This is a genomic window from Pedobacter ginsenosidimutans, assembly GCF_001442625.1.
In the GTDB taxonomy this organism is placed as follows: Bacteria; Bacteroidota; Bacteroidia; order Sphingobacteriales; family Sphingobacteriaceae; genus Pedobacter; species Pedobacter ginsenosidimutans.
This window is the reverse complement of the sequence record NZ_LMZQ01000028.1, coordinates 51,340-75,870: the sequence shown is the minus strand read 5'-3', so window position 1 is coordinate 75,870 and position 24,531 is coordinate 51,340. Positions and strand designations below refer to the sequence as shown.

Below are 24,531 nucleotides of genomic sequence, written 5' to 3'. Positions count from 1 at the left end.
ACTGCCCAAAAGCAAAGCATAGGCAAATGAAATACATGTGAAATCCTAATTATTATACTTGCTTTTTCGAAACAGGTAAAATATCAATAGGATCGATATTAAGTTGCTATATTGATTATAGCAATTTCTGATCAATAATCTTTAATAGCTGTTCTCTATATCCAGCACTTGCAGGCAGTTTTGCTTTATCGATAAAGACGTGATTGTCGACAATTTTTTGTATTTGGTTTATGTTTACAATATAAGAGTTATGTATGCGTATAAAATTAGATGGTAATTGTGTTTCGAGTTGCTTCATGCGCTTAAATATTAATGATTGCCCCTCTTTAGCAACGATATTTACATATTCTTTATTAGCTTCAAAATATAGGATTGAATCGTAATTGATTTTTATAACTTGTTTGCCCGACTTAACGAATATATAGTCGGGCAAAATATCATTTTCTTTAAAGTTTACAGGCTGCTTTAGCAAAGAAAAGTAGTCTTGGGCTTTAGAAACTGCCTGGGCAAAGCGCTTGAAGGTAATGGGTTTTAGCAGATAATCCAGTCCGTTAAATTCATATCCCTCGAGCGCATAAGAAGAATATGCCGTAGTAAAAATGATTGGTTGGTTTTTCGGCAGTACCGTGGCCAGCTCCATCCCGGACATTTGGGGCATTTCAATATCCATAAATATTAGGTCGGCGTGCGCTTTCTCAAAATATTCTGTTACCTCAAAGGCATCAAAGCATTTCTGCTTCAACTGCAAAAATGGTATCTTGTTAATGTGGTCTTCCAATAGTTTTACCGCATTGGGTTCATCGTCAACAATAAGACAGGTTATTATATTCACAAGGGTATATTTAAATGAACTATAAAATAATCTTCTTTTTCGGTAATCCTTAGGTCAAAGCTGTCTGCATATAACAGTTGCAGCCTATTACGCAGGTTCTGCAAGCCACCACCTGTCTGTTTTTGCAGCTTTGATGAAACAATATGGTTACACACTTTTACCGATAAAGAATCGGCACATCGTTCTATATTTAAAACAAGTATGTTGTCTGTCCTGCGCTTATCAATGCCATGCTTGAATACATTTTCTACAAAAGGCATGATCAACATAGGGGAAACCTTTACCAGCTTTACATCTCCTTTTACCTGAAAGTCTAATTTCAGTGGGTGTCGAATCCGCATTTTTTCCAAATCAATATAGTCACTGATAAATTGAATTTCTGTAGCCAGCAGCACTTCTTTTTTTGGTGCTTCATCTACAAAATAGCGCATAATGTTTGACAATTTTTCCAACAGTGCGGCGGTTTCCGGTGATTCCTTGTGTGCTACATAGTAAATATTATTAAGTGTATTAAACAGAAAATGTGGTTGCACTTGTGCTTTCAGCAGGTTCAATTCCATTTCGGTTGTATGTTGCTTTAATCGCTCCTGCTCTCTGCGTACTGTGAAATAGTCAATTGCGAAGCGAAATATAAAACTAAAAAAAAACCTTATGATATTTGAAACACCGCTACCAATGTATAATTGAATACGATTGCTTTCTTCACCCTCTTTTGGGAAAAAGACAGACTGCATACATATCCTAAATTCAACTCTTGCTATGGTGATAACCAATAACAAGAGTACTACTAATTGCCAGTAAAACAGTTTCTTTCCCGGTTTATAAAGCCTGGGGAAGAGCCAATAGGCATTGCCGTAAATAATCAGCACCGTTGAAAATATATTGGACACTGTAAATACAGACGACCATATAATGTCCTCTTCCTGCAAGTAGGAACAAAACATAAGCAGGGTGATGATGGTCCAACCAATCCATTGAAGCTGGCTGAGTGTTATTTGCCACTTAAAAAATTTTACCATGATTTCAAATATACCAAGAGTAGTGCTGAACATCAATGCATTTCAACGGATGATGGTATTTTTTCAACGAATGTATTTGTTGAAAATAAATGATGAATTATTGAAAATATGCTATTAAATATTGAATCGACTACCTCAGGGAATTAAAGATTTTCAATTTGCATCAATACTGGTTGATAAAACCGCCGACGCAGCCAACACCATCTTACAGCCCAAAGGCACAGGCCGTATTTGGAAAGATGGGAATGCCCTGGCTTTAGCAACCACCAATTTTTAATTTTAAAACATAAAACAAATGAAAAAATTATTGTTCTTAATTCCTGTGTTATTGTTATTAACAATTACGTTTATAACTGCTTTTGCTTTAGCAGTAAAAGATCCCATTGTTATCGAGGTAACTACAAAGCATACATCAGTAGAAGATGCATTGCAAGCCGTGAAAACTGCACTGCTTAAACAAAAATTTATTGCTGCCAATGGTGAACAAAAAACAGGATTTACTGCTACCAGAACCACGGGAGCAAAAGCAGATTATTATGTGGCTGATGTAACGGCCAAAAGCGAAAACGGAAAGATAAAAATCATCATTTCGTTTGTAAAAGTGGGCACAGGAATGCTCAAGCTGCAAAAAGTAGCAGATGCCGTTAAAGAGGATATGGAAAAATGATGCACGTTAACATACAAAAATGTGCTGTGGTCTTCTAAGTTAATTCTAAAAAGTATTAAAACGTAAAATTATGACGCAATTGAAAAAATCATTTCATCTTCTTCTAATAAGTTTACTTTTGGTAATTACAGCAAAAGCCCAATATGTTGAACCAAACGAGTTTAAATCACCGGTTGAGCTGATTTTTCCTAATCAAAAATTTGATTCAATTGTTGCCAAAAATGCATTGGCAAAAGGGACAACGACTCTTGCAGGCATACTTGGCCAGGACAAACCGAACGGTTTAGGTGAAAGTTTTAAAAAAATTTACCTGTTTCCTGCAACACCATATTTTAAAGAATGGTACGATCTGAAAAAGAAAGGTGCCCAGGTTAAAAAAGGTAAAATAAAAATAGCTGCAATAGACAGTACGGCGGCTTGTTATAGCTACTGGTGCCAAACCAACATAGAAGGAAAATTCACCTTTCCGAATTTGAAGCCGGGAAAGTATATTATGCTGGTAACGTTAGACCGTGTAGCCTCACGAACTTCTGATAAATATGAAGGGAGTGCCTATGATAATTATGGAGGTCAGGCAGATTATTATGCTACACAAACCCACAATACTTTCTACAAAGAAGACTTTATGAAAGAAGTAGAAATACCGGCGAATGAAAATGTAGTAACTTTAAAATGGAAAACTAAATAAACCCGACATCAGTGCCGGTTTGGATAAATTGTAGCTATGAATTGCAAGTTAAAAATTTCACCTATTTTCTTTTGTTTTTTTATGGTGTTTGCGCACTGCCATAACCTATCAGCCCAATATGTAGCTAAATCCTCGTTATATGTTGATCGTATTATTGAAAATAAAATGGCGAATACAGGTATAGTAGGGGTAGGTGCCGCCATTATAGTAAACAAAAAAATAGTATGGCAAAAGGGTTATGGATATGCCGATAGGCGAAACAAAGTTCCGTTTACTCCTGAAACAATTATGAATATTGCATCCATAAGTAAAGTGGTTACAGGTGCATGTTTAATGAAAGCAGTAGAATTGGGCAAATTAAACCTTGATGAAGATATTAATAACTATTTACCATTTAAAATTGTAAACCCATACTTTCCTGGTGAAAAGATTACTTTAAAAATGTTAGCGACCCATACATCGGGCCTTGCTGACCGTTATCCGTTTTATACAGATAGTACCTATTTCTATGGCAAAGATTCTCCTGAGCAATTGGGCGATTTTTTAAAACAGTATTTTTTGCCAGGCGGAAAATATTATTCAAAGGAAAATTTTCTCAATTACAAGCCAGGCACCTATCGTGATTATTCTAATATCGGCGCAGGTTTGGCAGGTTATATTTTAGAATTAAGGACAGGAGAAAAATTGAATAAATTTAGCAGAAAGTATTTCTTCAACCCGCTTAAGATGGAAAACACTGGGTGGTTTCTTTCGGAAATAGATACTAATCTCCATTCCAAGTTATATGCCAAACAAGGGAAAAGTATAGATGAAATTCTGTTGTATGGCGTAACCACATACCCTGATGGAGGTGTGCGTACATCAGTTTCAGAATTATCAAAGTTCTTTGTTGTTTTGTTAAATGAGGGAAAATATAAAGGAACAAGAATTTTAAAAAAGAAATCTGTTGATGAAATGCTTCGCTTTCAATTCACTGAATCGAATAAACCTGAAAATGTAAATCCTGATAATCTTAATTCTGGTATATTCTGGACAACCAAAATGGGCGGCTCCAGAATAGGGCATAATGGGTCTGATCCCGGCGTAAGAACATTTATGCTTTCGGATTTAGCTAAAGAAATAGGCGTCATATTATTTATAAACACATCGTTAAGTGAAAAAGAAGAGCATATTTATTTTGATATGTATAGTGAGCTTTACAAATATGCAAAGACATTTGGGAAGTGAAATGATCTATCCTAACAATCTGGTGTTTTATAAATCAAATTGGCCACTATATATTGGGATCAAAATAATCAATTGTTTCTAACAGTTTGACATAAAAAGGCTTATTAAAAATCTACTTAATTCTACCGTGGGAAGACGGCAGACTGGCATCAACTATAGGCTTCAATACGATTAGCGGTTTTTCATAAACTGCTTCAGGAATTAAATTCCCTACGCTATTTAAAAACCCGTTTTCATAATCTATAGAATCATCTGTCGAATTGTAACAGTAATAAGAAAAAAGTACTAGCTTAGATGCATATTCTTTAAAATTAAAGTTATAAGTTTTAATTCTTTTTAATAAAGAACTGTCAAGCGCATATATTTTTTTTGTTTCGGGATTCAATTTACTTGAGAAGTACAGGGTATCAATTTTTCCTGCCGCATCAAAAGATAACGCTATTGCAAAAAAGTGTGCAAAATTCTTTTTTGTACGCTCATAAGCCTCTCCTTTGGTACCATTAACTACACAATTGCTTATAAACATAGGCAACTTAGGTGTTTTTTGTCCAAATGTTACACTACTCTGTAGTATAATAAAAATAAATAATAAATATTTCATAGTTAATCGCAATATGCTCCCTGTTTATCAGTAGCTGATTTGTGGGGATGCCGTCTGTTGGTTTCACCTATTGCACCCCCTTTGTGCCTGAATTAATTTTGTTGTATAAAGATTTGTACCTTGTAGTCCTCCCCAGCTAAGTCCCAAAGCTTCCTGATCACTGATGTTCGGAAAAGCAATTTTCAAAGCACCCGTCATTAAAGTTACATATTTATTAGTCATATCAACCTGGGTTTTAATGCAAGAATTGGTAACTGTTATTTGGCTGGGTAGCGTTGAAAAGTCATTTAAGGGATGATAAAACCCTGCGGCGCAGTACCCCCAGTATTCCGGAACTGATGATAAATGGCAATGTTGCAGCCGAATAGGTCAGGTAGATAGCGCTGGTGGAAGACCATACCCATTTTTCTAACCCTGGGCTGGTGTACCTTTTTTTTGGAAGGATGACAGGGGAGCTGATAGGGTACGTGTTTATAAACACACCGAGCACCACCTGCGCCAGCTCAACAGCTGAATAGGCGGAAAAAAATAGCTATTGCCCTGCCATATTCCTTGGATTGATCTATTTCTTATGCTAATCTATTAACTTTGGAAAATGAGTTCCAACCGTGTTGTGTTTTTGATATTTGATAGCGTCCACCTTTTGGATCTGGCCGGTGCGGTAACGGTTTTTTATGAATCCGGATGTTGCGGAAAACATTACGATATGCGTTACGTTTCGCCGTATGACAATCCGCAAAGCTCATCCGGCCTTGGATTTACAAATGTCGAACCGCTCAGTTCCGTTGCGGTTAATCAGGACGATATTGTAATTGTCGCCGGAATGGACATTGAAAAATGGGACAGGGTAGATGACTATCTGTGGATACCCTGGCTACAATCTGCTGCTGCAACCGGTGCTACGATATCTTCAATTTGTACAGCTGCCTTTGCTCTTGCTGCTGCCGGACTTTTAAATGGTCAAAACTGCACTACACACTGGGCATGGACTACTGCTTTACAAGAAAGATACCCCCTGATTAAGGTGATAGAGAATAAACTATTTGTGCAGAGCGGCAGGATCTTTACCAGTGCGGGGATTGCTACAGGCATTGATCTTGCGCTTTACCTTGTTGAAGAGCAACATGGAGCAGCTTTTGCATGCCTTGTGGCAAAAGATATGGTTGTTTATATGCGCAGGGATGGAACGGAAGCACAAAATAGCATTTACCTGCAGAACAGGCAGCACATTAATCACCATGTACATCAGATACAGGATTATATCACCAGGCATCTACATCATAAAATAACGATAGGGGAATTGGCTGAATTGGTCTTTGTTAGTCCGCGTAGCCTTACGCGCCTGTTCAAATCTGCCACAGGAATCACGATCGGGCAATACATTCAATCCTTAAGGCTGGAAAAAGCAAAACATCTGCTTAAAACCGGGGAGAAAGCAGCCTGGGTAGCTAAAGAATGTGGTTATAACAGCCCTTCCCAGCTGAGGAAGTTGGCAAAAGAAATAACAGGTTAACATATCCCTGATAGATTGGCCGGATTGTGACTATGGCTGTCCTGATTTATTAGATGTATCCAGTTAATTTTGGATTTAAATAATACGTTTATGAAACAGTTGTTACGCTTGATCTTTTTTATTCCCTGCCTTGCATTTTCGCAGGTCCATGTAAGCACTTATGTATGTCCGCCCTGCAACCATCCATGTGATACCGCGACTTATCAGCAGCCCGGTATTTGTACGCATTGCGGGATGAAATTAGTTGAAAAAAAAGCAGGGATGTTAAAGGATGAAAGAATAACGGTATGCTTTTACCTATATGACGGAGTGGAGATACTGGATTTTGCGGGCCCGATGGAAGTATTTTCCTATGCAGGATTCAAAATCATCACCGTCGCAAAAACCAAAGCCCCCCTTTTGACACAGGGAATTTTAAAGATCACTCCGGATTACAGTATTAATGACGCTCCACAAGCGGATATCTTTGCCGTATTTGGTGGTTCGGATGAGGTGGCAACAAATGATCCTGACGTAATTTCCTGGATAAAATCCAGGGACAGCGCTACTAAAAGCTATTTTTCTGTCTGCACAGGAGCCTTTATTCTCGGTAAAGCTGGCCTGCTTGATCAGCTTACAGTGACCACTTTTCATAAAAGCATAACAAATCTGCAAAAGGCCGTACCGAAAGCTAAAGTACTTGCAAATGTTCGCTATGTTGATAATGGCAGAGTAATCACTACAGCGGGAATATCGGCTGGTATAGATGGTGCATTGCACCTTGTTTCAAAATTGAGGGGTAAAGAAGTAGCAGATGCCGTTGCAAAACAAATAGAATATGATAAATATGTTCCTGAACAGGGAATGGACCTGTCTCACTAGAAATTGAATGAAATATAATATATAGGTTTACCTTTACGCGTTTTTTTACCTTACACAAAGTAAGGGACAAACTTTACCTAAGTAGGACTGGGTAAGCATAAAGGATAGCGGTTTTGGGTATAGGTCATTTAATCTAAAACTAAATTCCCCCTTCCCAACAGATTGGACAAGTTTTCATCGTGCATGATTGATAAGATGGTAACAGTCCTAAACTCATCATCAACCTTATAAATCAAGTAATGAAGAAAAATCAGTGTTAAATCATAAATTGCTTCCAATTAACCACGCTTTGTTAGAGCCATTATAAACATAAATTATATGTTATTTAAGTATAAATCAGCCAAACATTTCATAATGCTGTTTTTTGCATTCTGCTTTATTTCATGTGCTACGATTTTCGAAGACAGTCCTCTTACGCTCTTGAAAGAGGCTTATAATCATAAGAAAACAAAAAAAGCCATGGTTTTTATGAACGGTGGGAACGCAACAACTGATAATTCGTTGCATGTAGTTCTGGAAAATGCAGATTTTGAATTAACCGATGCGAAGTTGGGAAATGTTTTTATCGTAGATTCTAACCATAACGCTGTAAAACTGGATTCAAGTGCGATAAACTTAACCTGGTTAAGTGAAAAAACTTTGGAAATCTCATTCCTTTCAAAATTGAGGACATTTAAAAAAGCTAACGAAATGGATGGAGTGAAGATTGTATATAAAGAACTATAGAAATAACCATATGAAATGTTATCTATACATAGGCAATGATAAGATTGGTAAAGTTGAATTCGAAGTAATTGATGTAAGTATGGGCGCGATATCGGGCGACTTAATATCCGCGCGTTTTGATCTCATTTACAGAATATAATTATTTAAGGAATAACAAAATACAGTAATTTAATTCAATCTATCACCAACTTTAGTGGATAAACCCGATTTAATCGTTAAAGTTAGTTTCCCATCCTTGCCGACATTGAAAGTCAGGGTCATATTTGAATCCGCAATATAGAATCTATTCTGACTTTCAGCAAAGATCCTTACTGGAGCAGCATTAGCAGTGCTGAGATAAAGGTTACCAGAAATAAGGTCAACCGAAGTGTTGTAACTCCCGGATATATCATATTTACCGGTATAACTTGTTAAAGTTTTAGTGGAAACCAGTATTTCCTGCTTAGGCTTGGGAAGGGTATAAGGCTTATTATTTAAGATGGCAATAATTTTAGATCCAATAGACTCAATAATGGTACTGGTTTGATTGGTAAGCATAATGATGCAGATATCATCCTGTGGTATCCGGGCAAAGTAGCTTGTTGCACCCTCAAGATTCCCCGGATGATAAGCAATCTTTTTTCCGTATAGTGAATCTATGAACCAACCGTAGCCATATTCGCCCTTACCTGGTGTATAACATTCAGCAAGAGCTCTTGAAGAAATAACCTTATTTTGTCTAAGCGCATCATTCCATTTTACCAGATCACCCACCGAGCTATAAAGCCCACCTGATGCATAAGTCCAGCTTTCATCCCAGATCTTCGCTGTTACAAAGCGGTTAGAGGAAAGATATTCATAACCGACAGTCTTTAACCCGCTTTTTAAACTTGAATAATCATAACCGCTATTACGCATACCGAGCGGCCTGAATATCATTCTCCTTACTGCCTCACCATACTTCATCCCGGTAATTTTTTCAATAATCATTCCGAGCAGGTCATAACCTGAATTACTATATGAAAATTCACTTCCCGGAGTAAATTCCAGCGGCTGTGATGAAAAATATTGCAATAGTTCTTCACGATCAGCTTTCATACCTGAAAAGATCTTTTCGCGCAAGGCTGAGTCAGCGAGTACTTCCCGAATTCCTGAAGTGTGCCCAAGCAGGTGCGCTACAGTTATTTTTTGCTCGGGATGCAATACTGGAAAAAAATCAGATATCCTGGTGTTGAGCGATAGCTTTCCTTCTTCTATCAATTTCATGGTCAGTACAGCGGTGAAAGTTTTACTCAAAGAGGCTAACTGGAAAATTTCACTCCCATTGCATTTAATGCTTTTTTCCACGTCTCTAAAACCATAAGAGCCATTGAAAACCGTTTTCCTTGATTTGATTACGACAATATTACCGTTAAACTTATTCAACTTTGCATAAGCCCCGATAAGGCTATCGATCGCTTTAGGAACTGATTGAGCAAAGGCACAAATGGAAATAAAACAAAAAAGGAAAAAGGCAAGTATAGTTTTCATCACAACACCGGGTATTTTATTTGTAGATTACTTTTCCCTACAAAGGTTACAAACTATTTTTAATAACTTTCCTGCTAAAATATATATTATTTCCACTTCAATGGTTCAGTTTACCACTGTCTAAATTAAAGTATATAATTGTAATAATGCGAACTGTGATCAGCTATATTCACTAATGTGTATATTTCGGCGAAAGTGGGAAGAACCAGCTGCAGCGGAATAGCTAGTCAGCTCAAATGTACAGTACCGACCCCTCAGTCCGTTAGCGTTAAGCATAGCGTCTCTACGGATATTAGAATAAAATTGAACTTATAAACTCAAATAAAAGCGAGTCACAGACTCTTTTCTATTTACTAATCCGTAGAGCCCTGCGGAACTCTACGGACAGACAAGATTTCGTGCAATTCTAGCAATTCCCTAAAAGCAAAAACCCTGCTAATCGTGCGATTGCAGGGTTTGATATATTTTGATCGTCATTGGTGTGATCCTGGAGGGAAATGTATATATGCTGACCTGTTTCAACTGTAGCGTTAAACTTTGGGTAAGCTGTAACCGTTGTGATACTGGGCCAACAGGTATTTATGGTTTACCTGCTGGTCTGTAAACTGATGTTTGGCATTGTCCCATGATAATTTTTGTCCGCTTCTGAAGGCAAGATTTCCCATTTGGGCAACAGTAGCTACATGCGCAGCATCCTGTATAGCGCAATTCAGTTCTTCTTTTTTTCTGGATCTGACCACACTAAAGAAATTGACCATATGATTGTCCAGTCCATTATCTGAGGATTTAACAAAGGGCTTGCTCACTTTATTGCCGCTTACCTTTTCTTCAATGACTTCCCAGCCTTGCCTGTTGAGGATCAGCGTGCCGTTGTTACCGATATAGGCAATCCCATGGTTGCGGTTATAAGAGCCGTTATCGATGCCCATGGCAGAATCCCATACCATGTTAAACTTGTCAAACTCATACAAGGTAGTCAGCGTATCAGGTGTTTCTTCATACAGATCGGGATAGGCGAAGCGGCCGCCCAATGCAGATATGGTTTCTGGAACAGGTGAATTCATGCCCAGCAAGCCATAATCCAATAAATGCACGCCCCAGTCGGTCATTAAGCCACCGGCATAATCCCAGAACCAGCGGAAATTGAAGTGATATCTGCTGGCATTGAATGCTCTTTTATTCGCCGGCCCAAGCCACATGGCATAATCAACGCCTGCAGGGGCTAAGGTATCCGGTACTACGGGAGCAGGTTTCATCCAGCCCTGGTAACACCAGACTTTTACCGTTCTGATATTTCCTAACTGGCCGCTCTTTACGAAATCGACTGCATCCTTAAAATGTTGCTGACTGCGCTGCCATTGACCTGCCTGCACAACCTTATTGTATTTTTCCTGCGCTTTGACCATGGTACTGCATTCGACAATAGAGTTGCCGACCGGCTTTTCAACATATACATCTTTACCTGCCTGTACGGCATGGATCATCATCAGGGCATGCCAGTGGTCGGGTGTCCCGATAATTACGGCATCGACATCTTTATTATCGAGCAGCGCACGATAATCTTTATATCTTTTTACTTTTGCGGCGTCAACATTTATCGACTTTAATTCGGCCATCCTTTCATCAAGCACATTGGCATCACTGTCGCACAGGGCGATCAGGTTTACGCCCGGTACTTTGAGGGCCGCTTTGAGGTCGGACCATCCCATACCTTTGATTCCTATTACACCAATATTGATTTGGTCGTTTGCGCCAATAGTCTTACTGAAAAGGGCATAGGCAGGATTGTCTAAGGCAGAAAGCAGGGCAGTGGTTCCTACTGCGGTTGCAGCGTAGCTGAGGAAATTTCTACGGTTTAACATTTAATTTAGGTTAGATTTATACTGAAAGTAAATTACAAAATAATTAGTGGAGCATCCAAGATATAGGTAAAATTAATAAGAATGTTACCCATATCTATGTCCTTTAATGGGAAGTTTGATATTATAAGGAACGACGCACCGAATGTGCACATTTTATATGCGATTTCGTGCATATTTTGGTATAACCAGTAAAAGCAAAAACCCTGCAATCATTTGATTTGCAAGGCTTTAGTTCGCTTTGATATTGTTTTTTGTGATCCCGCTGGGATTCGAACCCAGGACCACTACATTAAAAGTGTAATGCTCTACCAGCTGAGCTACGGAATCTACTTTGTTTAAAACGTTATCCGTTTCCTTTAAAGTGGTGCAAATATAGGGTTATGAAGCATTTCATGCAAATAAAAAATCGTCAAATGCGTTAGTGTATTGATTTATAGGCGAATTAATTATTTAGCTTCTCTTTTTTAAACTTAATTGATATTTTTATCGCTCCTAATTTAATATCAATCATGCATAGATTTCTTTCTGCTTTGTTTTTTTTGCCGCTTCTTTTTATACTTTCTTGTCAATCTAACCAAGCTAAAGAAGAAGAACGAGCTAAACACAAGCAAGATTCTTTAGCCTCATGCGAAAAAAATATGCCAAGCCGTTTTGGTGCGGTAAAAGATTCTTCAAGTTTCGCTTCCAATAATAAAGTAAGTCATGAAGGCATGGTTTTAATTCCGGCAGGCGAGTTTGCCATGGGCGCTTCTGATAAAGAAGGTAGAGATGATGAATACCCGCAACATCGGGTTAAAGTTTCTTCTTTCTGGATTGATGCTACCGAAGTAACCAATGCCAGTTTTAAAAAGTTTGTAGATGCAACCGGATATCTTACTACGGCCGAACGTAAACCAGATTGGGAAGAGATGAAAAAACAGCTTCCGGCAGGTACACCAAAACCGCCCGACAGTGTTTTTGTTGCAGCATCTTTGGTCTTCTATCAGCCTAAAAGTGTTACCTCTTTAAACGATGCCTCGCAATGGTGGCGTTGGGTTAAAGGCGCCAATTGGAAACACCCTCATGGCCCTGACAGCGATATTAAAGGAAAAGAAAATTTTCCGGTGGTACATGTATCCTGGGATGATGCCATGGCCTATTGTAAATGGTCGGGTAAACGTTTACCAACTGAGGCAGAGTGGGAGTATGCCGCAAGAGGTGCTTTGAAAAATGAAAAATATCCATGGGGGAATGAAGATGTAGAAAAAGGTAAAGTAAAAGCCAATACCTGGCAGGGGAATTTTCCTGTTAAAAACTCCAATTGGGATGGTTTTAATGGTTTAGCTGCAGTGAAAAAATTTAAGCCGAACGGTTATGGACTTTATGATATGGCGGGCAACGTATGGGAGTGGTGCAGCGATTGGTACCGACCTGATTATTATAGCAAACTTTCAGGGTTGAGCACCAATCCTGAAGGTCCGTCAGATAGCTACGACCCTATGGAACCAACTATACCTAAAAGAGTGGTAAGGGGTGGTTCTTTTATGTGTAATGCCTCTTATTGTAAAGGTTACCGGGTAACTTCGAGAATGAAAACTTCTGTTGATACGGGCCTAGAGCACACGGGTTTTAGGTGCGTGAGCACCAACTAAAGCCCTTTTCTGTTAAAGTTGAAATTACGCAAACGTTTGATCCTTATTTTATTAAATATTATTGTTTAGTTTGGCCCGAACAAATTAAACCGAACCAAAACTTTATGCAACAAACAACAAAACCTGGTCAAACGCAAGGGCCTAAACCACTTATTATCATTTGTGCCCTATTCTTTATTTTTGGATTTGTAACCTGGGCAAACGGAACATTAATTCCTTTCTTTAAATTATCTTTCGGATTATCAAACCTACAGGCCTTCTTCGTAACCTTTGCATCGTACATGGCTTACTTCTTTTTAGCACTGCCATCATCGTGGATCCTTAAAAAAGTTGGCTTTAAAAATGGAATTGTTTTAGGCTTGGTTATTTTAGGCCTGGGTTCTTTGATATTTATACCTGCGGCCCAAACCAGAACCTTTGGTTTGTTTCTAACCGGAATTTTTGTTCAGGGGGCTGCCTTAGCTTTGTTGCAAACCGCATCAAACCCTTACTTAACGATTATCGGCCCAATAGAAAGTGCAGCAAAACGGATCAGTATTGCGGGTATCTGTAATAAATTTGCTGGGATGATTGTGCCTTTGATTATGGGCAGTCTGTTTTTGAAAAATGCTTCAGAAGTGGAGAAACAGATCAAAGCCGCTACCGGCGCTGTTCACGAGCAGTTATTAAATGATGTTTTAGGCCGTGTAAATATGCCTTACATTGTTTTAGCAATCGTTTTCTGTCTTTTTGCCGTTTTTATTAAATTCACCAACCTTCCAGAAGTTGAAGTAGAAGAAGATGTGATCGACGAAAGCAAAGGAGAGGTAGTAAAACATACAAGTATCTTTCAGTTCCCACACTTGTTCCTTGGCGCACTTTGTATTTTTGTGTATGTAGGCGCAGAGGTTATGGCTGGCGATATTATCGGTATTTATGGTCGCGAGTTAGGTATTAGCGCAGAGATTAGCGGAAAGTTAACCTCTATTACACTTTTCAGTATGTTAATCGGTTATATTATTGGTATTGTTACGATTCCAAAATATATCTCTCAGCAAAAAGCCCTTAGAATCTGTGCTATTTTAGGCATCATATTTACCGTTTTATCTTTTGCTATTTCTAGCTGGTTCGCGGTGATTTTTGTAGCCTTACTGGGTTTGGCCAATTCGTTAATGTGGCCGGCAATTTTCCCACTGGGCATTAGCCATCTGGGTAAATTTACCAAAATCGGTTCAGCGATTATGATTATGGGTATTGCAGGCGGTGCATTAATGCCGTTATTATATGCTTTCTTAAATGAAAAATTACATATTAACTTTCAGCTGGCCTATCTTTTAACCGTATTACCATGTTACTTGTACATTCTGTATTTTGCTATAAAAGGCCATAAAGCAGGATTGAATTTGAAATAACCAAAACCAAATAAATTTTATGATTAAGCCCTGTCTTTAATTAGACCGGGCTTTCTTTTGTCCTTAATTTTCAGTTATTTTGGCGAAATTATAAAGAGAATGTATCATTTGTTATAATTCCATTCGAATTTTGTCATGTTGAGCTTGTCGAAACGCTGAGAGGCATTTAAACAGGTCCTTCGACAGGCTCAGGATGACAATTCTATATTTATGATACAGTCTCAAATCACAATACTCATATCTCAATAATGAATAAAGCTATTTTTCTCGATCGTGATGGCGTACTCAATCACGAAATATACGATTACATCTGCCGTGTTGAAGATTTTAAAATCCTGGATTACCAGATTCCGGTATTAAAAAAACTATTCGACGAAGGTTATCTTTTAATTGTAATTACCAATCAGGGCGGTATTGCTTTAAAACGTTATACCGAACAAGAGCTGGCCATTATGCACCAAATGCTCCGCAATGCTTTTGTGGCTAAAGGAGCAGATATTGCTGGTTTTTATTATTGCCCGCATCATCCCACCGTTGGTGGCGAATGTAAGTGCAGAAAACCTGCTTCGGGAATGATTTTAGATGCAATTGATATGTACGACATCGATCCGTCGCAATCTATTATGATCGGCGATAAGCCAAGAGATGTTGAAGCTGCAAATGGGGCAGGAGTGAAAGGCATTCTAATTGAACCTGATGAGCAGATCAGTTATGAGAAAATTAAAGAAGTCTTTAATCGGGAATCTTTAGTCTAGCGTCTTTTATCATTTGGGCGTTTTAACACGCTGTACACTGTATCTTTTTGGCTGTGCTTCGACTATGCCAAGGGCAATGTCATTGAGTTAAGGAACGCGGTTGTCAGCCTGAGCGTAGTCGAAGACTTCTTGAGATTGATACAACGCAAATAAATGCCCTTCGACTACGCTCAGGGTGATATCTTTTTAAGATTTACCCCCTAACTTAATGACATTAACCTTCAGGATGACAGCCAAAAAGGATGCCGTTTCCATCGTTAACGCAAAATCATTTTACAGAATTTCTAAACTGGCAAAAGAACTTTTATTACTGCCAACTAGACCTGATTGAAATGGCATTCCGGTATCTGAACTAATTTGTCTTTATCGAAAATTCACCGGAATATAATGGAAAGCAGGACTACAGCCACCGACGAGCACTGTTTCTGCTCTCCAAAAAACAAGAGATGTGAAATGGAAAGAAATTAATAACCAATTATCAATTTGCAATGACCAATGGCAAGCGTTAATAGATCCTTAATGTTCTTAACTTCTTAGTGGCCGAAAGAATGTAAATTGGAAGAGTGATGATGTAATTTGCATTAGCCCCATCATCTATTGTACCTCTCAGATTTCTATAAAACAAAAAATCCTAAGTCTTGAACCGGAAATCCGACTCAAGACTTAGGACTAAAGACTTTCGACTTTATAATTCTTATTTCCCAGCAGCTTTAGCGTGGTCAGCTAAAAATGTAGCCAAACCGCTATCTGTTAGTGGGTGTTTTAATAAACCTACAATAGCAGCCAATGGTGCAGTAATTACATCAGCACCTAATTTAGCACAGTTTACAATGTGTAATGGTCCACGGATTGATGCAGCTAAAATCTGAGTTTCGTAACCGTAGTTATCAAAAATGGTTCTGATATCTTCAATTAAAACCAAACCATCGCTAGAAATATCATCTAAACGGCCTAAAAATGGAGAAACATAAGTAGCTCCGGCTTTAGCAGCCAATAAAGCCTGTCCGGCAGAGAAAATTAAAGTACAGTTGGTTTTGATTCCTTTTGACGAGAAATATTTAATGGCTTTAACACCATCTTTAATCATTGGTACTTTTACTACGATTTTAGGGTTTAAAGCGGCTAAAGCTTCACCTTCTTTAACAATCTCATCGAAAGTAGTAGCAATAACTTCAGCACTTACGTTATCATCAACTATATCGCAGATCGCTTTGTAGTGGTTAATTACATTTTGTTCGCCAGTAATACCTTCTTTCGCCATTAAGCTAGGGTTGGTGGTTACGCCATCTAAAATGCCAAGATCTTGCGCTTCTTTGATTTGATCAAGATTTGCTGTGTCAATAAAAAATTTCATGTTTATAAATTCTTAAATATTTGAGTTTCTATGATTGAACCCTGAAGAATTTAGTTCCCCCTTCAGGGGATTAAGGGAAAAGAAAAAAAGGGCAAGCACCTTCTATCGCACCGCTACAACCTTCTACCCTTGCTGTGTTCCCACCCTGGGGGAGTTCAAAGGGAGCTGGTCGTAAAAGACTTGCCCGGCCACAAAGGTAGAAAAAGAAGTTGTTACACAAAATGCATTTTTGTATTTTTTTTCTCTTTTAGGCTATGTAGCTGATTAGTAAATTAATAAAATTGAAATGTGTATTTTTAGATTATGGAAGGAAATACAAGATAAACAATTTTTTGAGTATAATATTTGTATATGAATTAAATATTTACAAATAAATCAAACAATTAAAACGATTTATGATGGAATTCAGCAGAAAAAGTGCATTTATTGTATAATATTATCATTATAAATTTGATAAATATTTACGTATATCATTATCATTTTTTTAATCTAAAAGCTTTAAATTACTTAAGGACTAAAATTTTTCTAAAAATCGTGTCAACTCTGTAATTTAAGATTTGTTTTTCGTATCTTAGTGTTTCCTATACACTAACAACTAACGAGCAAAGAATGGAACCAAACAGTGGATTGTACGATGCGCAATTTGAACACGATGCCTGCGGTATTGGGTTCGTTGCACATGTGAAAGGGCGAAAATCGCATCAAATCATCTCTGATGCACTTACTATTTTAGAGAATCTAGATCATAGAGGGGCATGTGGAGCAGAACCAAATACAGGCGATGGTGCAGGTATTATGATTCAGATTCCTCACGAATTTTTTTACGACGAATGTTTAAAAGCTGGCTTTAGCCTACCTGAAACCAATAATTATGGTGTAGGTATGTTATTTATGCCAAAAGATATCAGATCGAGAGAAGAGTGCAGAGAATTGATTTACCGTGCCGCCGAAAAATTAGGCCTGGAAATTTTAGGTTTTAGAAAAGTTGACGTTGACACAACGGATATTGGCAATATGGCCCTTTCTGTTGAACCAGAAATTGAGCAGGTATTTATTGCCCGTCCTTATGCAGTAGCGCCAGGGGCCGATTTCGAACGTAAACTTTATATTTTTAAAAATTACCTGATTAAACTGATCGTAAACACCGTTCATGGTGGTAAAGATTTTTATATTGTTTCGCTATCGGCGCAAACCATTATATATAAAGGTCAGCTTACTTCTCTACAGGTACGTACATATTTTACCGATCTAACCGATAAGCGCATGGTTTCTGCTTTAGGTTTAGTTCACTCACGTTTTGCAACCAATACTTTCCCTTCGTGGAGATTGGCCCAGCCATTCCGCTTTATTGCACATAATGGTGAGATCAACACTTTACAGGGAAATTTAAACTGGTTTAGAGCAGGCGTTAAGTCTTTTGCTTCTGCTTACTTTACACCGGAAGAATTAGATATGTTACTGCCTGTAATTGACGAAACCAATTCAGATTCAGGCTGTTTAGATAATGTTATTGAACTGTTACTTCACTCAGGAAGAACCCTGCCTCATGTATTAATGATGTTGGTGCCAGAGGCCTGGGATGGTAACGAAGATATGGATCCTGTTAAAAGGGCATTTTACGAATTCCATGCTACTTTAATGGAGCCATGGGATGGACCTGCAGCCATTGCTTTTACCGACGGTAAATTAATAGGTGCTACTTTAGACCGTAATGGTCTTCGTCCTTCACGTTATGCCATTACTTCTGATGACCGCGTAATTATGGGCTCTGAGGCTGGTGCATTAGCCATCGACCAAAGTACTGTAATCGAAAAAGGCCGTTTAACACCAGGCAAAATGTTCGTGGTGGATATGGAGCAGGGTAGAATTATCAGCGATAACGAAATTAAAGAAGAAGTTTGTGGTAAAAGCCCTTATGCGGATTGGATTAACCAATACCAGATCCGTTTAGAAGAATTACCTGAGCCACGTGTAATGTTCACCGGCTTATCTACAGAATCTATTTTTAAATATCAACAGGTTTTTGGTTACAGCAGAGAAGATGTAGATCTTTTGCTCAAACCTATGGCCATTGAAGGTAAAGAACCGATCGGTTCGATGGGTACCGATACGCCATTGGCTATTTTGTCAAAACGTCCTCAGCATTTATCTTCTTATTTCAAACAGTTATTTGCACAGGTAACCAATCCACCGATTGACCCGATCAGAGAGAAAGTGGTAATGAGTTTAGCCAGTTTTATGGGCAGCATGGGTAACTTGTTGGAAGAAACGCCAAAACAAGCGCACTGTGTGGCCATTAAACACCCAATTTTAACCAATCAGGAATTAGAGAAGTTAAGAAGTATTGATACAGGTGTTTTTCAGGCGAAAACTTTACAGACTTATTTCAGGGCTGATGGCAAGCCGGGCGCTATGGCAAAAGCCTTAGACCGTTTATGCCGTTATGCGGTTGATGCGGTTGAAGATGGTTTCCAGGTAATTGTATTAACAGATAGGGCTATTGACTCTGAGCATGCTGCAATGCCTTCTTTATTGGCAGTTTCTGCCGTGCACCACCACTTAATCCGCAAAGGATACCGTGGTGCTGTAGGTATTGTGATAGAAGCTGGTGATATTTGGGAAGTACATCATTTCGCCACGTTACTGGGCTTTGGTGTTACTGCAATTAACCCTTACCTGGCTTTGGAAACCATTAATGAGTTTAAAGAAGAATCGGGCTTATCAACAGAGCAGCTTACCAAGAACTATATCTATGCGGTAAATAGCGGTTTACTTAAAATTTTCTCTAAAATGGGAATCTCAACCTTGCAATCATACCAGGGTGCGCAGATTTTCGAGATTTTAGGTTTAAATAAACAAGTAGTGAATACTTATTTCACTGGTGCAGTTTCACGTATTGGTGGTCTGGGATTGGATGAAATTGCAAAAGAAACGTTAATTAAACATCACCGCAGTTTTGGCCCGTTAACAGAAACCGAAAACCTGTTGCCGGCAGGTGGAACTTATAAATTCCGCCGTAAAGGTGAAGCGCATTTGTTTAACCCGCAAACCATTCACTTGCTCCAAAACGCAACACGTAAAAACGATTACAATATTTTCAAACAGTACTCTAAACTGGTGAATGAGCAAACGCAACAAGCTTATACCATCCGTGGATTGTTCGAATTTAACTATAGCCGACCATCAGTACCTTTAAATGAGGTAGAATCTACCGAGGCAATCTTAAAAAGATTTGCAACAGGAGCGATGTCTTTCGGTTCAATTTCTCATGAGGCCCACTCTACTTTAGCGATTGCCATGAACCGTATCGGTGGAAAGAGCAATACCGGAGAGGGTGGTGAAGATGAAATGCGTTATACTAAATTGCCAAACGGCGATAGCATGCGCTCGGCAATTAAACAAGTGGCTTCTGCACGTTTTGGTGTAACGAGTTATTATTTAACCAATGCTGATGAGTTACAGATTAAAATGGCTCAGGGTGCTAAACCAGGAGAGGGTGGTCAATTACCAGGGCACAAAGTGGATGACTGGATTGCAAAAGTTCGTCACTCTACACCGGGTGTTGGTTTAATTTCTCCTCCGCCTCACCACGATATTTATTCGATCGAAGATTTAGCACAGTTAATTTTTGATCTGAAAAATGCAAACCGTGCAGCGAGGATCAATGTGAAATTGGTTTCGAAAGCTGGTGTAGGTACTATTGCCGCAGGTGTTGCCAAAGCACATGCCGATGTGATTTTGGTATCTGGTTTTGATGGCGGAACGGGAGCATCTCCTTTAACCTCAATCCAACATGCTGGTTTACCATGGGAGTTAGGTTTGGCAGAAGCACATCAAACTTTGGTAAAAAACAAATTGCGTAACCGTATCGTGTTACAAACAGATGGTCAGCTTAAAACGGGCAGGGATATCGCTATCGCTGCATTATTAGGTGCTGAAGAATGGGGGGTTGCAACAGCAGCCTTAGTAACATCAGGATGTATTATGATGCGTAAATGCCATTTAAATACTTGCCCGGTTGGGGTAGCAACACAAGATCCGGAATTGAGAAAATTATTTACCGGTGATGCTGACCATGTAGTGAACTTATTTTATTTCCTTGCCGAAGAGTTACGTGAGATTATGGCTGAATTAGGTTTCAGAACCATCCACGAAATGATCGGTCAGGCTGATATTTTGAAAGTACGCGAATTGCCTGCCGAAGACTGGAAATTGAAACACCTTGATTTATCAGCTATATTATATAAAGCAGAAGAAAATGGTTTGCCTTTATTTAATACTGAAGGCCAGGATCATGGTTTGGAGCATGTTTTAGATCATAAATTAATTGCCGCTGCACAACCTGCTATTGATCATAACGAACCGGTTTTTGCCAGTTTCGATGTGAAAAATACCGACCGTGCACTAGGTACAATGTTATCGAATGAAATTTCGAAAGTTCATTTAGGTGCTGGCTTACCTCCAGACACGATCAACTTTAAATTTGTTGGTTCGGCCGGACAGAGCTTCGGTGCTTTCAATACCCGTGGGGTAACATTATCATTAGAAGGTGAAGCGAACGATTATGTGGGTAAAGGATTATCGGGCGCAAGATTGGCCATTTATCCTTTCTCAAACTCAACTTTTATCCCTGAGCAAAATATCATTATCGGTAACGTAGCCCTTTATGGCGCAACTTCTGGTGAGTTATTTGCCCGTGGTAAAGCAGGTGAACGTTTCGCCGTACGTAACTCTGGTGCAACAGCTGTTGTTGAAGGCGTGGGTGATCACGGTTGCGAATATATGACAGGTGGTGAAGTGCTGATTCTTGGTGATACCGGAAGCAATTTTGCTGCTGGTATGAGTGGCGGTGTAGCCTGGATTTATGATGCCAATGGAACTTTTGCGCGCAAATGCAATAAAGAAATGGTTGATCTTGATCCATTACAAGCTGAAGATGAGGAGCGTATTTTAGCTTTACTTAAAACGCATATCCGCTTAACGGATAGTAGAGTAGCTGAGTTTATCTTAAGCGACTGGAAAACTCAATCTGCTCATTTCGTAAAAGTATTCCCTAAAGAATACAAAGCAGTTTTAAGCAAACGTAATCAACAAGTAAAAACACACTAGGCCATGGGAAAAGTAACAGGATTTCAAGAATACGATAGAGTTGCGCCCACTAGAGAAGAGGCTGCAACACGTGTAAAACACTATGGGGAATTTTTAAATGAATTACCCTCAAAAGAATTAAACAATCAAGCTGCCCGTTGTATGGATTGCGGTGTACCTTTCTGCCAGTCAGGCTGCCCATTGGGTAACGTGATACCAGAATTTAACGACGCCGTTTATCAGGGTAAATGGGAATTAGCTGCAAATATTTTATTAAGCACCAATAATTTTCCTGAATTTACAGGTAGAATTTGCCCCGCACCATGCGAATCGGCATGTGTATTGGGCATTAACCGCCCACCGGTTTCTATCGAGGAGATTGAAAAGCACATCATCGAAATTGCTTTCGAAAAAGGATTTATCAAAGCAAAAGCACCATTAATCAGAACGGGTAAAAAAGTAGCTGTAATTGGTTCAGGTCCTGCGGGCTTAGCTGCTGCTGCTCAGTTAAATAAGGTTGGACATGAGGTTACCGTTTTCGAACGTGACGATGCTCCAGGCGGTTTATTGAGGTATGGTATCCCTGATTTCAAACTACAGAAAAATGTAGTGGATCGCCGTATCGATTTAATGAAAGAAGAAGGTATCATTTTTAAATGTAATGCCAATGTAGGCGAGAATGTTGAGATAGGTACTTTGTTACGCGATTTCAACGCAATTGTATTGGCTGGTGGTTCAACTATTCCACGCGATTTGCCAATTGACGGCCGTTCTGCTAAAGGGGTCCACTTTGCAATGGATTTCCTGAAGCAACAAAATAAACGTGTAGCGAGCAGAGCCGTTGAAGCGGAAGATATTATGGCTACCGGTAAAAATGTAATCGTAATTGGCGGTGGCGATACGGGATCTGACTGTATTGGTACTTCAAACCGTCACGGGGCGAAATCGGTTACACAGTTTGAGATTATGCCGATGCCGCCACAGGCACGGAACGAGCATATGCCTTGGCCAAATTACCCAATGTTGCTAAAAAATACTTCTTCTCACGAGGAAGGTGCACAAAGGGCTTGGTCGGTAAATACAAAGAATTTTATTGCTGATGAAAAAGGAAACCTTAAAGCCTTAAAAGTAGTTGATGTAGAATGGGAAATTGATGCAAATGGACGCCCGGTTACTTTTAAAGAAGTGGCTGGTACCGAAAGAGATCTTCCATGCGAACTGGTACTTTTGGCAATGGGTTTCTTACATCCTCAAAAAGAAGGTTTAATTGAGAAATTAGGTGTGGAATTGGATAACCGCGGAAACGTAAAAGCATCTGAACACACTTACCAAACCAATATTGCTAAGATTTTTGCTGCAGGAGATGTTCGCCGTGGGCAATCGTTAGTAGTTTGGGCCATTTCAGAAGGTAGAGAAGCTGCCCGTAAGGTAGACGAATACTTGATGGGGACAACTAAACTGGCATCGAAAGATGCAGTTGCGTACGCTTAGTAGGTTTTAAATTCTATATTTTTAGGGTCGTGGTGCAAACCACGACCTTTTTTGTTTTTATTAATCTTCAATTATTTTCTGCCACGGAAGCACGGAGTTGAATTCTCTAGTCTTAGCGTCTCGCTAAGACCTTTCATATTCCTTCTGTCCGTAGAGTTAAGCGCAGCGTCTCTACGGATTTATGAATAAAATTGAGTTTTCAAACTCAATATCATAGCGAGTCAGAGACTCTTATCCATTCTGTCCGTAGAGCCCGTTGGAACTCTACAAGTAGATCTAACATTCAGGAAAGGCTTATACGTTCTGTCCGTAGAGTTAAGCACAGCGTCTCTACGGATTTATGAATAAAATTGAGTTTTCAAACTCAATATCATAGCGAGTCAGAGACTCTTATCCATTCCTTAATCCGTAGAGCCCGTTGGAACTCTACGGATAGCTCTAACATAGCTCTAACACCTGCGAATAAAACAGAGTTTATAACTGAACATTAAAGATTGACTCAGAGACTTTTATCCTGCATATAATCAGTAGCATCTTTTAAGAGGCTATAAATATCTTAATCTTAAAGCTTATATTGGTATATGGGAGAAAACGGTTATCAAATAAAAGATCAGGAAGCTATATATTTTATAACATTTGCTACAGTACAATGGGTAGATGTATTCACCAGAAAGGAATATTCGGATATTATTGTAGAAAGCTTAATTTATTGCCAAAAGAATAAAGGTTTAAAAATTCATGCCTGGTGTATTATGAGCAATCATCTACATTTGATTTTGTCGATAGATGAAAACAATAATTTGTCTGGCGCATTGAGAGATTTTAAAAAGTTTACTTCAAGTAACGTTATTAAAGCAATCAAAAATAATAATCACGAAAGTAGACGAAGTTGGATGCTTTGGATATTTAAAAAAGCTGGTGAAGAAAATAGAAGAAACAAAGATTATCAGTTTTGGCAGCAGGAAAATCATCCGGTCGAACTTTCTACAAATGAAATGATGGATCAAAGACTTAATTATTTACACGAAAATCCAGTGAGATCGGGGGCTGTTAGAAACGCTGAAGAATATGTTTATTCTTCAGCAATTGATTATTACACAACAACAAAGGGGTTAATAGAGGTAGATTTTATAGAATGATTTTGGATAGGATTGATATTACTATCTGTAGAGTTAAAATTAAGCGCAGCATCTCTACGGACCTGCGAATAAAAACGAGCTTATAACTCAACAATAAAAAACGAGTCAGAGACTCTTATCCATTCCTTAATCTGTAGAGCCCGTTGGAACTCTACGGACAGATCTATTCACATATCT

General features: G+C 38.8%; 20 protein-coding genes, 1 tRNA gene and 1 other RNA gene. 13 read left to right on the top strand and 9 right to left on the bottom strand.

Annotation, left to right across the window (positions count from 1 at the left end):
• Positions 1–115: 115 nt before the first annotated feature.
• Together ASU31_RS22035 and ASU31_RS22030 are read right to left on the bottom strand one after the other, a co-directional pair.
• Positions 116–832 (bottom strand): LytR/AlgR family response regulator transcription factor, encoded by a 717-nt coding sequence (locus tag ASU31_RS22035; protein ID WP_057934420.1) that lies wholly within the window; start codon positions 830–832, stop codon positions 116–118.
• Positions 829–1,851, bottom strand: a complete 1,023-nt coding sequence (locus ASU31_RS22030) for a sensor histidine kinase (RefSeq protein WP_057934419.1) — start codon at positions 1,849–1,851, stop codon at positions 829–831. Before ASU31_RS22030 ends, ASU31_RS22035 begins: the two co-directional genes overlap by 4 nt.
• Before the next feature lie 121 nt (positions 1,852–1,972).
• On the opposite strand from ASU31_RS22030, the gene ASU31_RS27610 reads away from it, so the two are divergent.
• The 4 genes from ASU31_RS27610 (at position 1,973) to ASU31_RS22015 (ending at position 4,433) form a co-directional block, all read left to right on the top strand.
• Entirely contained in the window at positions 1,973–2,128 is a 156-nt protein-coding gene (locus tag ASU31_RS27610) for a hypothetical protein (protein WP_157258195.1), read from the top strand.
• Between the two features lie 18 nt (positions 2,129–2,146).
• The gene (locus ASU31_RS22025) at positions 2,147–2,518 is read left to right on the top strand and encodes a hypothetical protein (protein ID WP_057934418.1); all 372 of its coding nucleotides are present in this window, start codon (positions 2,147–2,149) and stop codon (positions 2,516–2,518) included.
• A 70-nt stretch (positions 2,519–2,588) separates the two neighbouring features.
• A complete protein-coding gene (locus ASU31_RS22020; protein WP_157258193.1) occupies positions 2,589–3,206 on the top strand; it encodes a peptidase associated/transthyretin-like domain-containing protein in 618 nt (205 codons plus the stop codon).
• A 36-nt stretch (positions 3,207–3,242) separates the two neighbouring features.
• The gene (locus ASU31_RS22015; protein WP_083505480.1) at positions 3,243–4,433 is read left to right on the top strand and encodes a serine hydrolase domain-containing protein; all 1,191 of its coding nucleotides are present in this window, start codon (positions 3,243–3,245) and stop codon (positions 4,431–4,433) included.
• Between the two features lie 112 nt (positions 4,434–4,545).
• Here the strand turns inward: ASU31_RS22015 and ASU31_RS22010 are convergent, their stop codons facing one another.
• Both ASU31_RS22010 and ASU31_RS27605 read right to left on the bottom strand, forming a co-directional pair.
• Positions 4,546–5,034, bottom strand: a complete 489-nt coding sequence (locus ASU31_RS22010) for a hypothetical protein (RefSeq protein WP_157258191.1) — start codon at positions 5,032–5,034, stop codon at positions 4,546–4,548.
• 63 nt (positions 5,035–5,097) lie between these two features.
• On the bottom strand, positions 5,098–5,256 hold the full coding sequence (locus ASU31_RS27605; protein ID WP_157258189.1) for a hypothetical protein: 159 nt from the start codon (positions 5,254–5,256) through the stop codon (positions 5,098–5,100).
• Between the two features lie 373 nt (positions 5,257–5,629).
• On the opposite strand from ASU31_RS27605, the gene ASU31_RS22005 reads away from it, so the two are divergent.
• The 3 genes from ASU31_RS22005 (at position 5,630) to ASU31_RS27600 (ending at position 8,134) form a co-directional block, all read left to right on the top strand.
• A complete protein-coding gene (locus ASU31_RS22005; protein WP_057934414.1) occupies positions 5,630–6,547 on the top strand; it encodes a GlxA family transcriptional regulator in 918 nt (305 codons plus the stop codon).
• Positions 6,548–6,637: 90 nt separating this feature from the next.
• Positions 6,638–7,408: a DJ-1/PfpI family protein gene (locus ASU31_RS22000; protein WP_083505479.1), complete on the top strand. Its 771-nt coding sequence runs from the start codon at positions 6,638–6,640 to the stop codon at positions 7,406–7,408.
• 354 nt (positions 7,409–7,762) lie between these two features.
• Positions 7,763–8,134, top strand: a complete 372-nt coding sequence (locus ASU31_RS27600) for a hypothetical protein (protein ID WP_167346228.1) — start codon at positions 7,763–7,765, stop codon at positions 8,132–8,134.
• Between the two features lie 168 nt (positions 8,135–8,302).
• Here the strand turns inward: ASU31_RS27600 and ASU31_RS21990 are convergent, their stop codons facing one another.
• The 3 genes from ASU31_RS21990 to ASU31_RS21980 all read right to left on the bottom strand — a co-directional run bounded on the left by ASU31_RS21990 (position 8,303) and on the right by ASU31_RS21980 (position 11,832).
• Entirely contained in the window at positions 8,303–9,643 is a 1,341-nt protein-coding gene (locus ASU31_RS21990; RefSeq protein ID WP_057934411.1) for a serine hydrolase domain-containing protein, read from the bottom strand.
• A 530-nt stretch (positions 9,644–10,173) separates the two neighbouring features.
• On the bottom strand, positions 10,174–11,505 hold the full coding sequence (locus ASU31_RS21985; RefSeq protein ID WP_057934410.1) for a Gfo/Idh/MocA family protein: 1,332 nt from the start codon (positions 11,503–11,505) through the stop codon (positions 10,174–10,176).
• A gap of 254 nt (positions 11,506–11,759) precedes the next feature.
• A tRNA-Lys gene (locus ASU31_RS21980) sits at positions 11,760–11,832 on the bottom strand.
• Between the two features lie 182 nt (positions 11,833–12,014).
• Here ASU31_RS21980 and ASU31_RS21975 point away from each other — a divergent pair.
• The 3 genes from ASU31_RS21975 (at position 12,015) to ASU31_RS21965 (ending at position 15,282) form a co-directional block, all read left to right on the top strand.
• Entirely contained in the window at positions 12,015–13,136 is a 1,122-nt protein-coding gene (locus ASU31_RS21975; protein ID WP_057934409.1) for a formylglycine-generating enzyme family protein, read from the top strand.
• A 104-nt stretch (positions 13,137–13,240) separates the two neighbouring features.
• Positions 13,241–14,527, top strand: coding sequence for a sugar MFS transporter (locus tag ASU31_RS21970; protein WP_057934408.1), 1,287 nt, complete (start codon positions 13,241–13,243; stop codon positions 14,525–14,527).
• 248 nt (positions 14,528–14,775) lie between these two features.
• Positions 14,776–15,282: a D-glycero-alpha-D-manno-heptose-1,7-bisphosphate 7-phosphatase gene (locus ASU31_RS21965; RefSeq protein ID WP_057934407.1), complete on the top strand. Its 507-nt coding sequence runs from the start codon at positions 14,776–14,778 to the stop codon at positions 15,280–15,282.
• A 694-nt stretch (positions 15,283–15,976) separates the two neighbouring features.
• Here the strand turns inward: ASU31_RS21965 and fsa are convergent.
• Entirely contained in the window at positions 15,977–16,636 is a 660-nt protein-coding gene (gene fsa / locus ASU31_RS21960) for a fructose-6-phosphate aldolase (RefSeq protein WP_025141909.1), read from the bottom strand.
• Between the two features lie 86 nt (positions 16,637–16,722).
• Positions 16,723–16,822: signal recognition particle sRNA small type (gene ffs, locus ASU31_RS27290), an RNA gene on the bottom strand.
• Positions 16,823–17,245: 423 nt separating this feature from the next.
• Between ffs and gltB the strand changes: the two genes are divergently transcribed.
• From gltB to ASU31_RS21945, 3 genes are all read left to right on the top strand, one after another.
• On the top strand, positions 17,246–21,745 hold the full coding sequence (gltB, locus tag ASU31_RS21955; protein WP_057934406.1) for a glutamate synthase large subunit: 4,500 nt from the start codon (positions 17,246–17,248) through the stop codon (positions 21,743–21,745).
• 3 nt (positions 21,746–21,748) lie between these two features.
• Positions 21,749–23,215 (top strand): glutamate synthase subunit beta, encoded by a 1,467-nt coding sequence (locus ASU31_RS21950; protein WP_057934405.1) that lies wholly within the window; start codon positions 21,749–21,751, stop codon positions 23,213–23,215.
• A gap of 581 nt (positions 23,216–23,796) precedes the next feature.
• Complete coding sequence (locus ASU31_RS21945) at positions 23,797–24,354, top strand: REP-associated tyrosine transposase (protein ID WP_057934404.1); 558 nt, start codon at positions 23,797–23,799, stop codon at positions 24,352–24,354.
• Positions 24,355–24,531 lie beyond the last annotated feature (177 nt).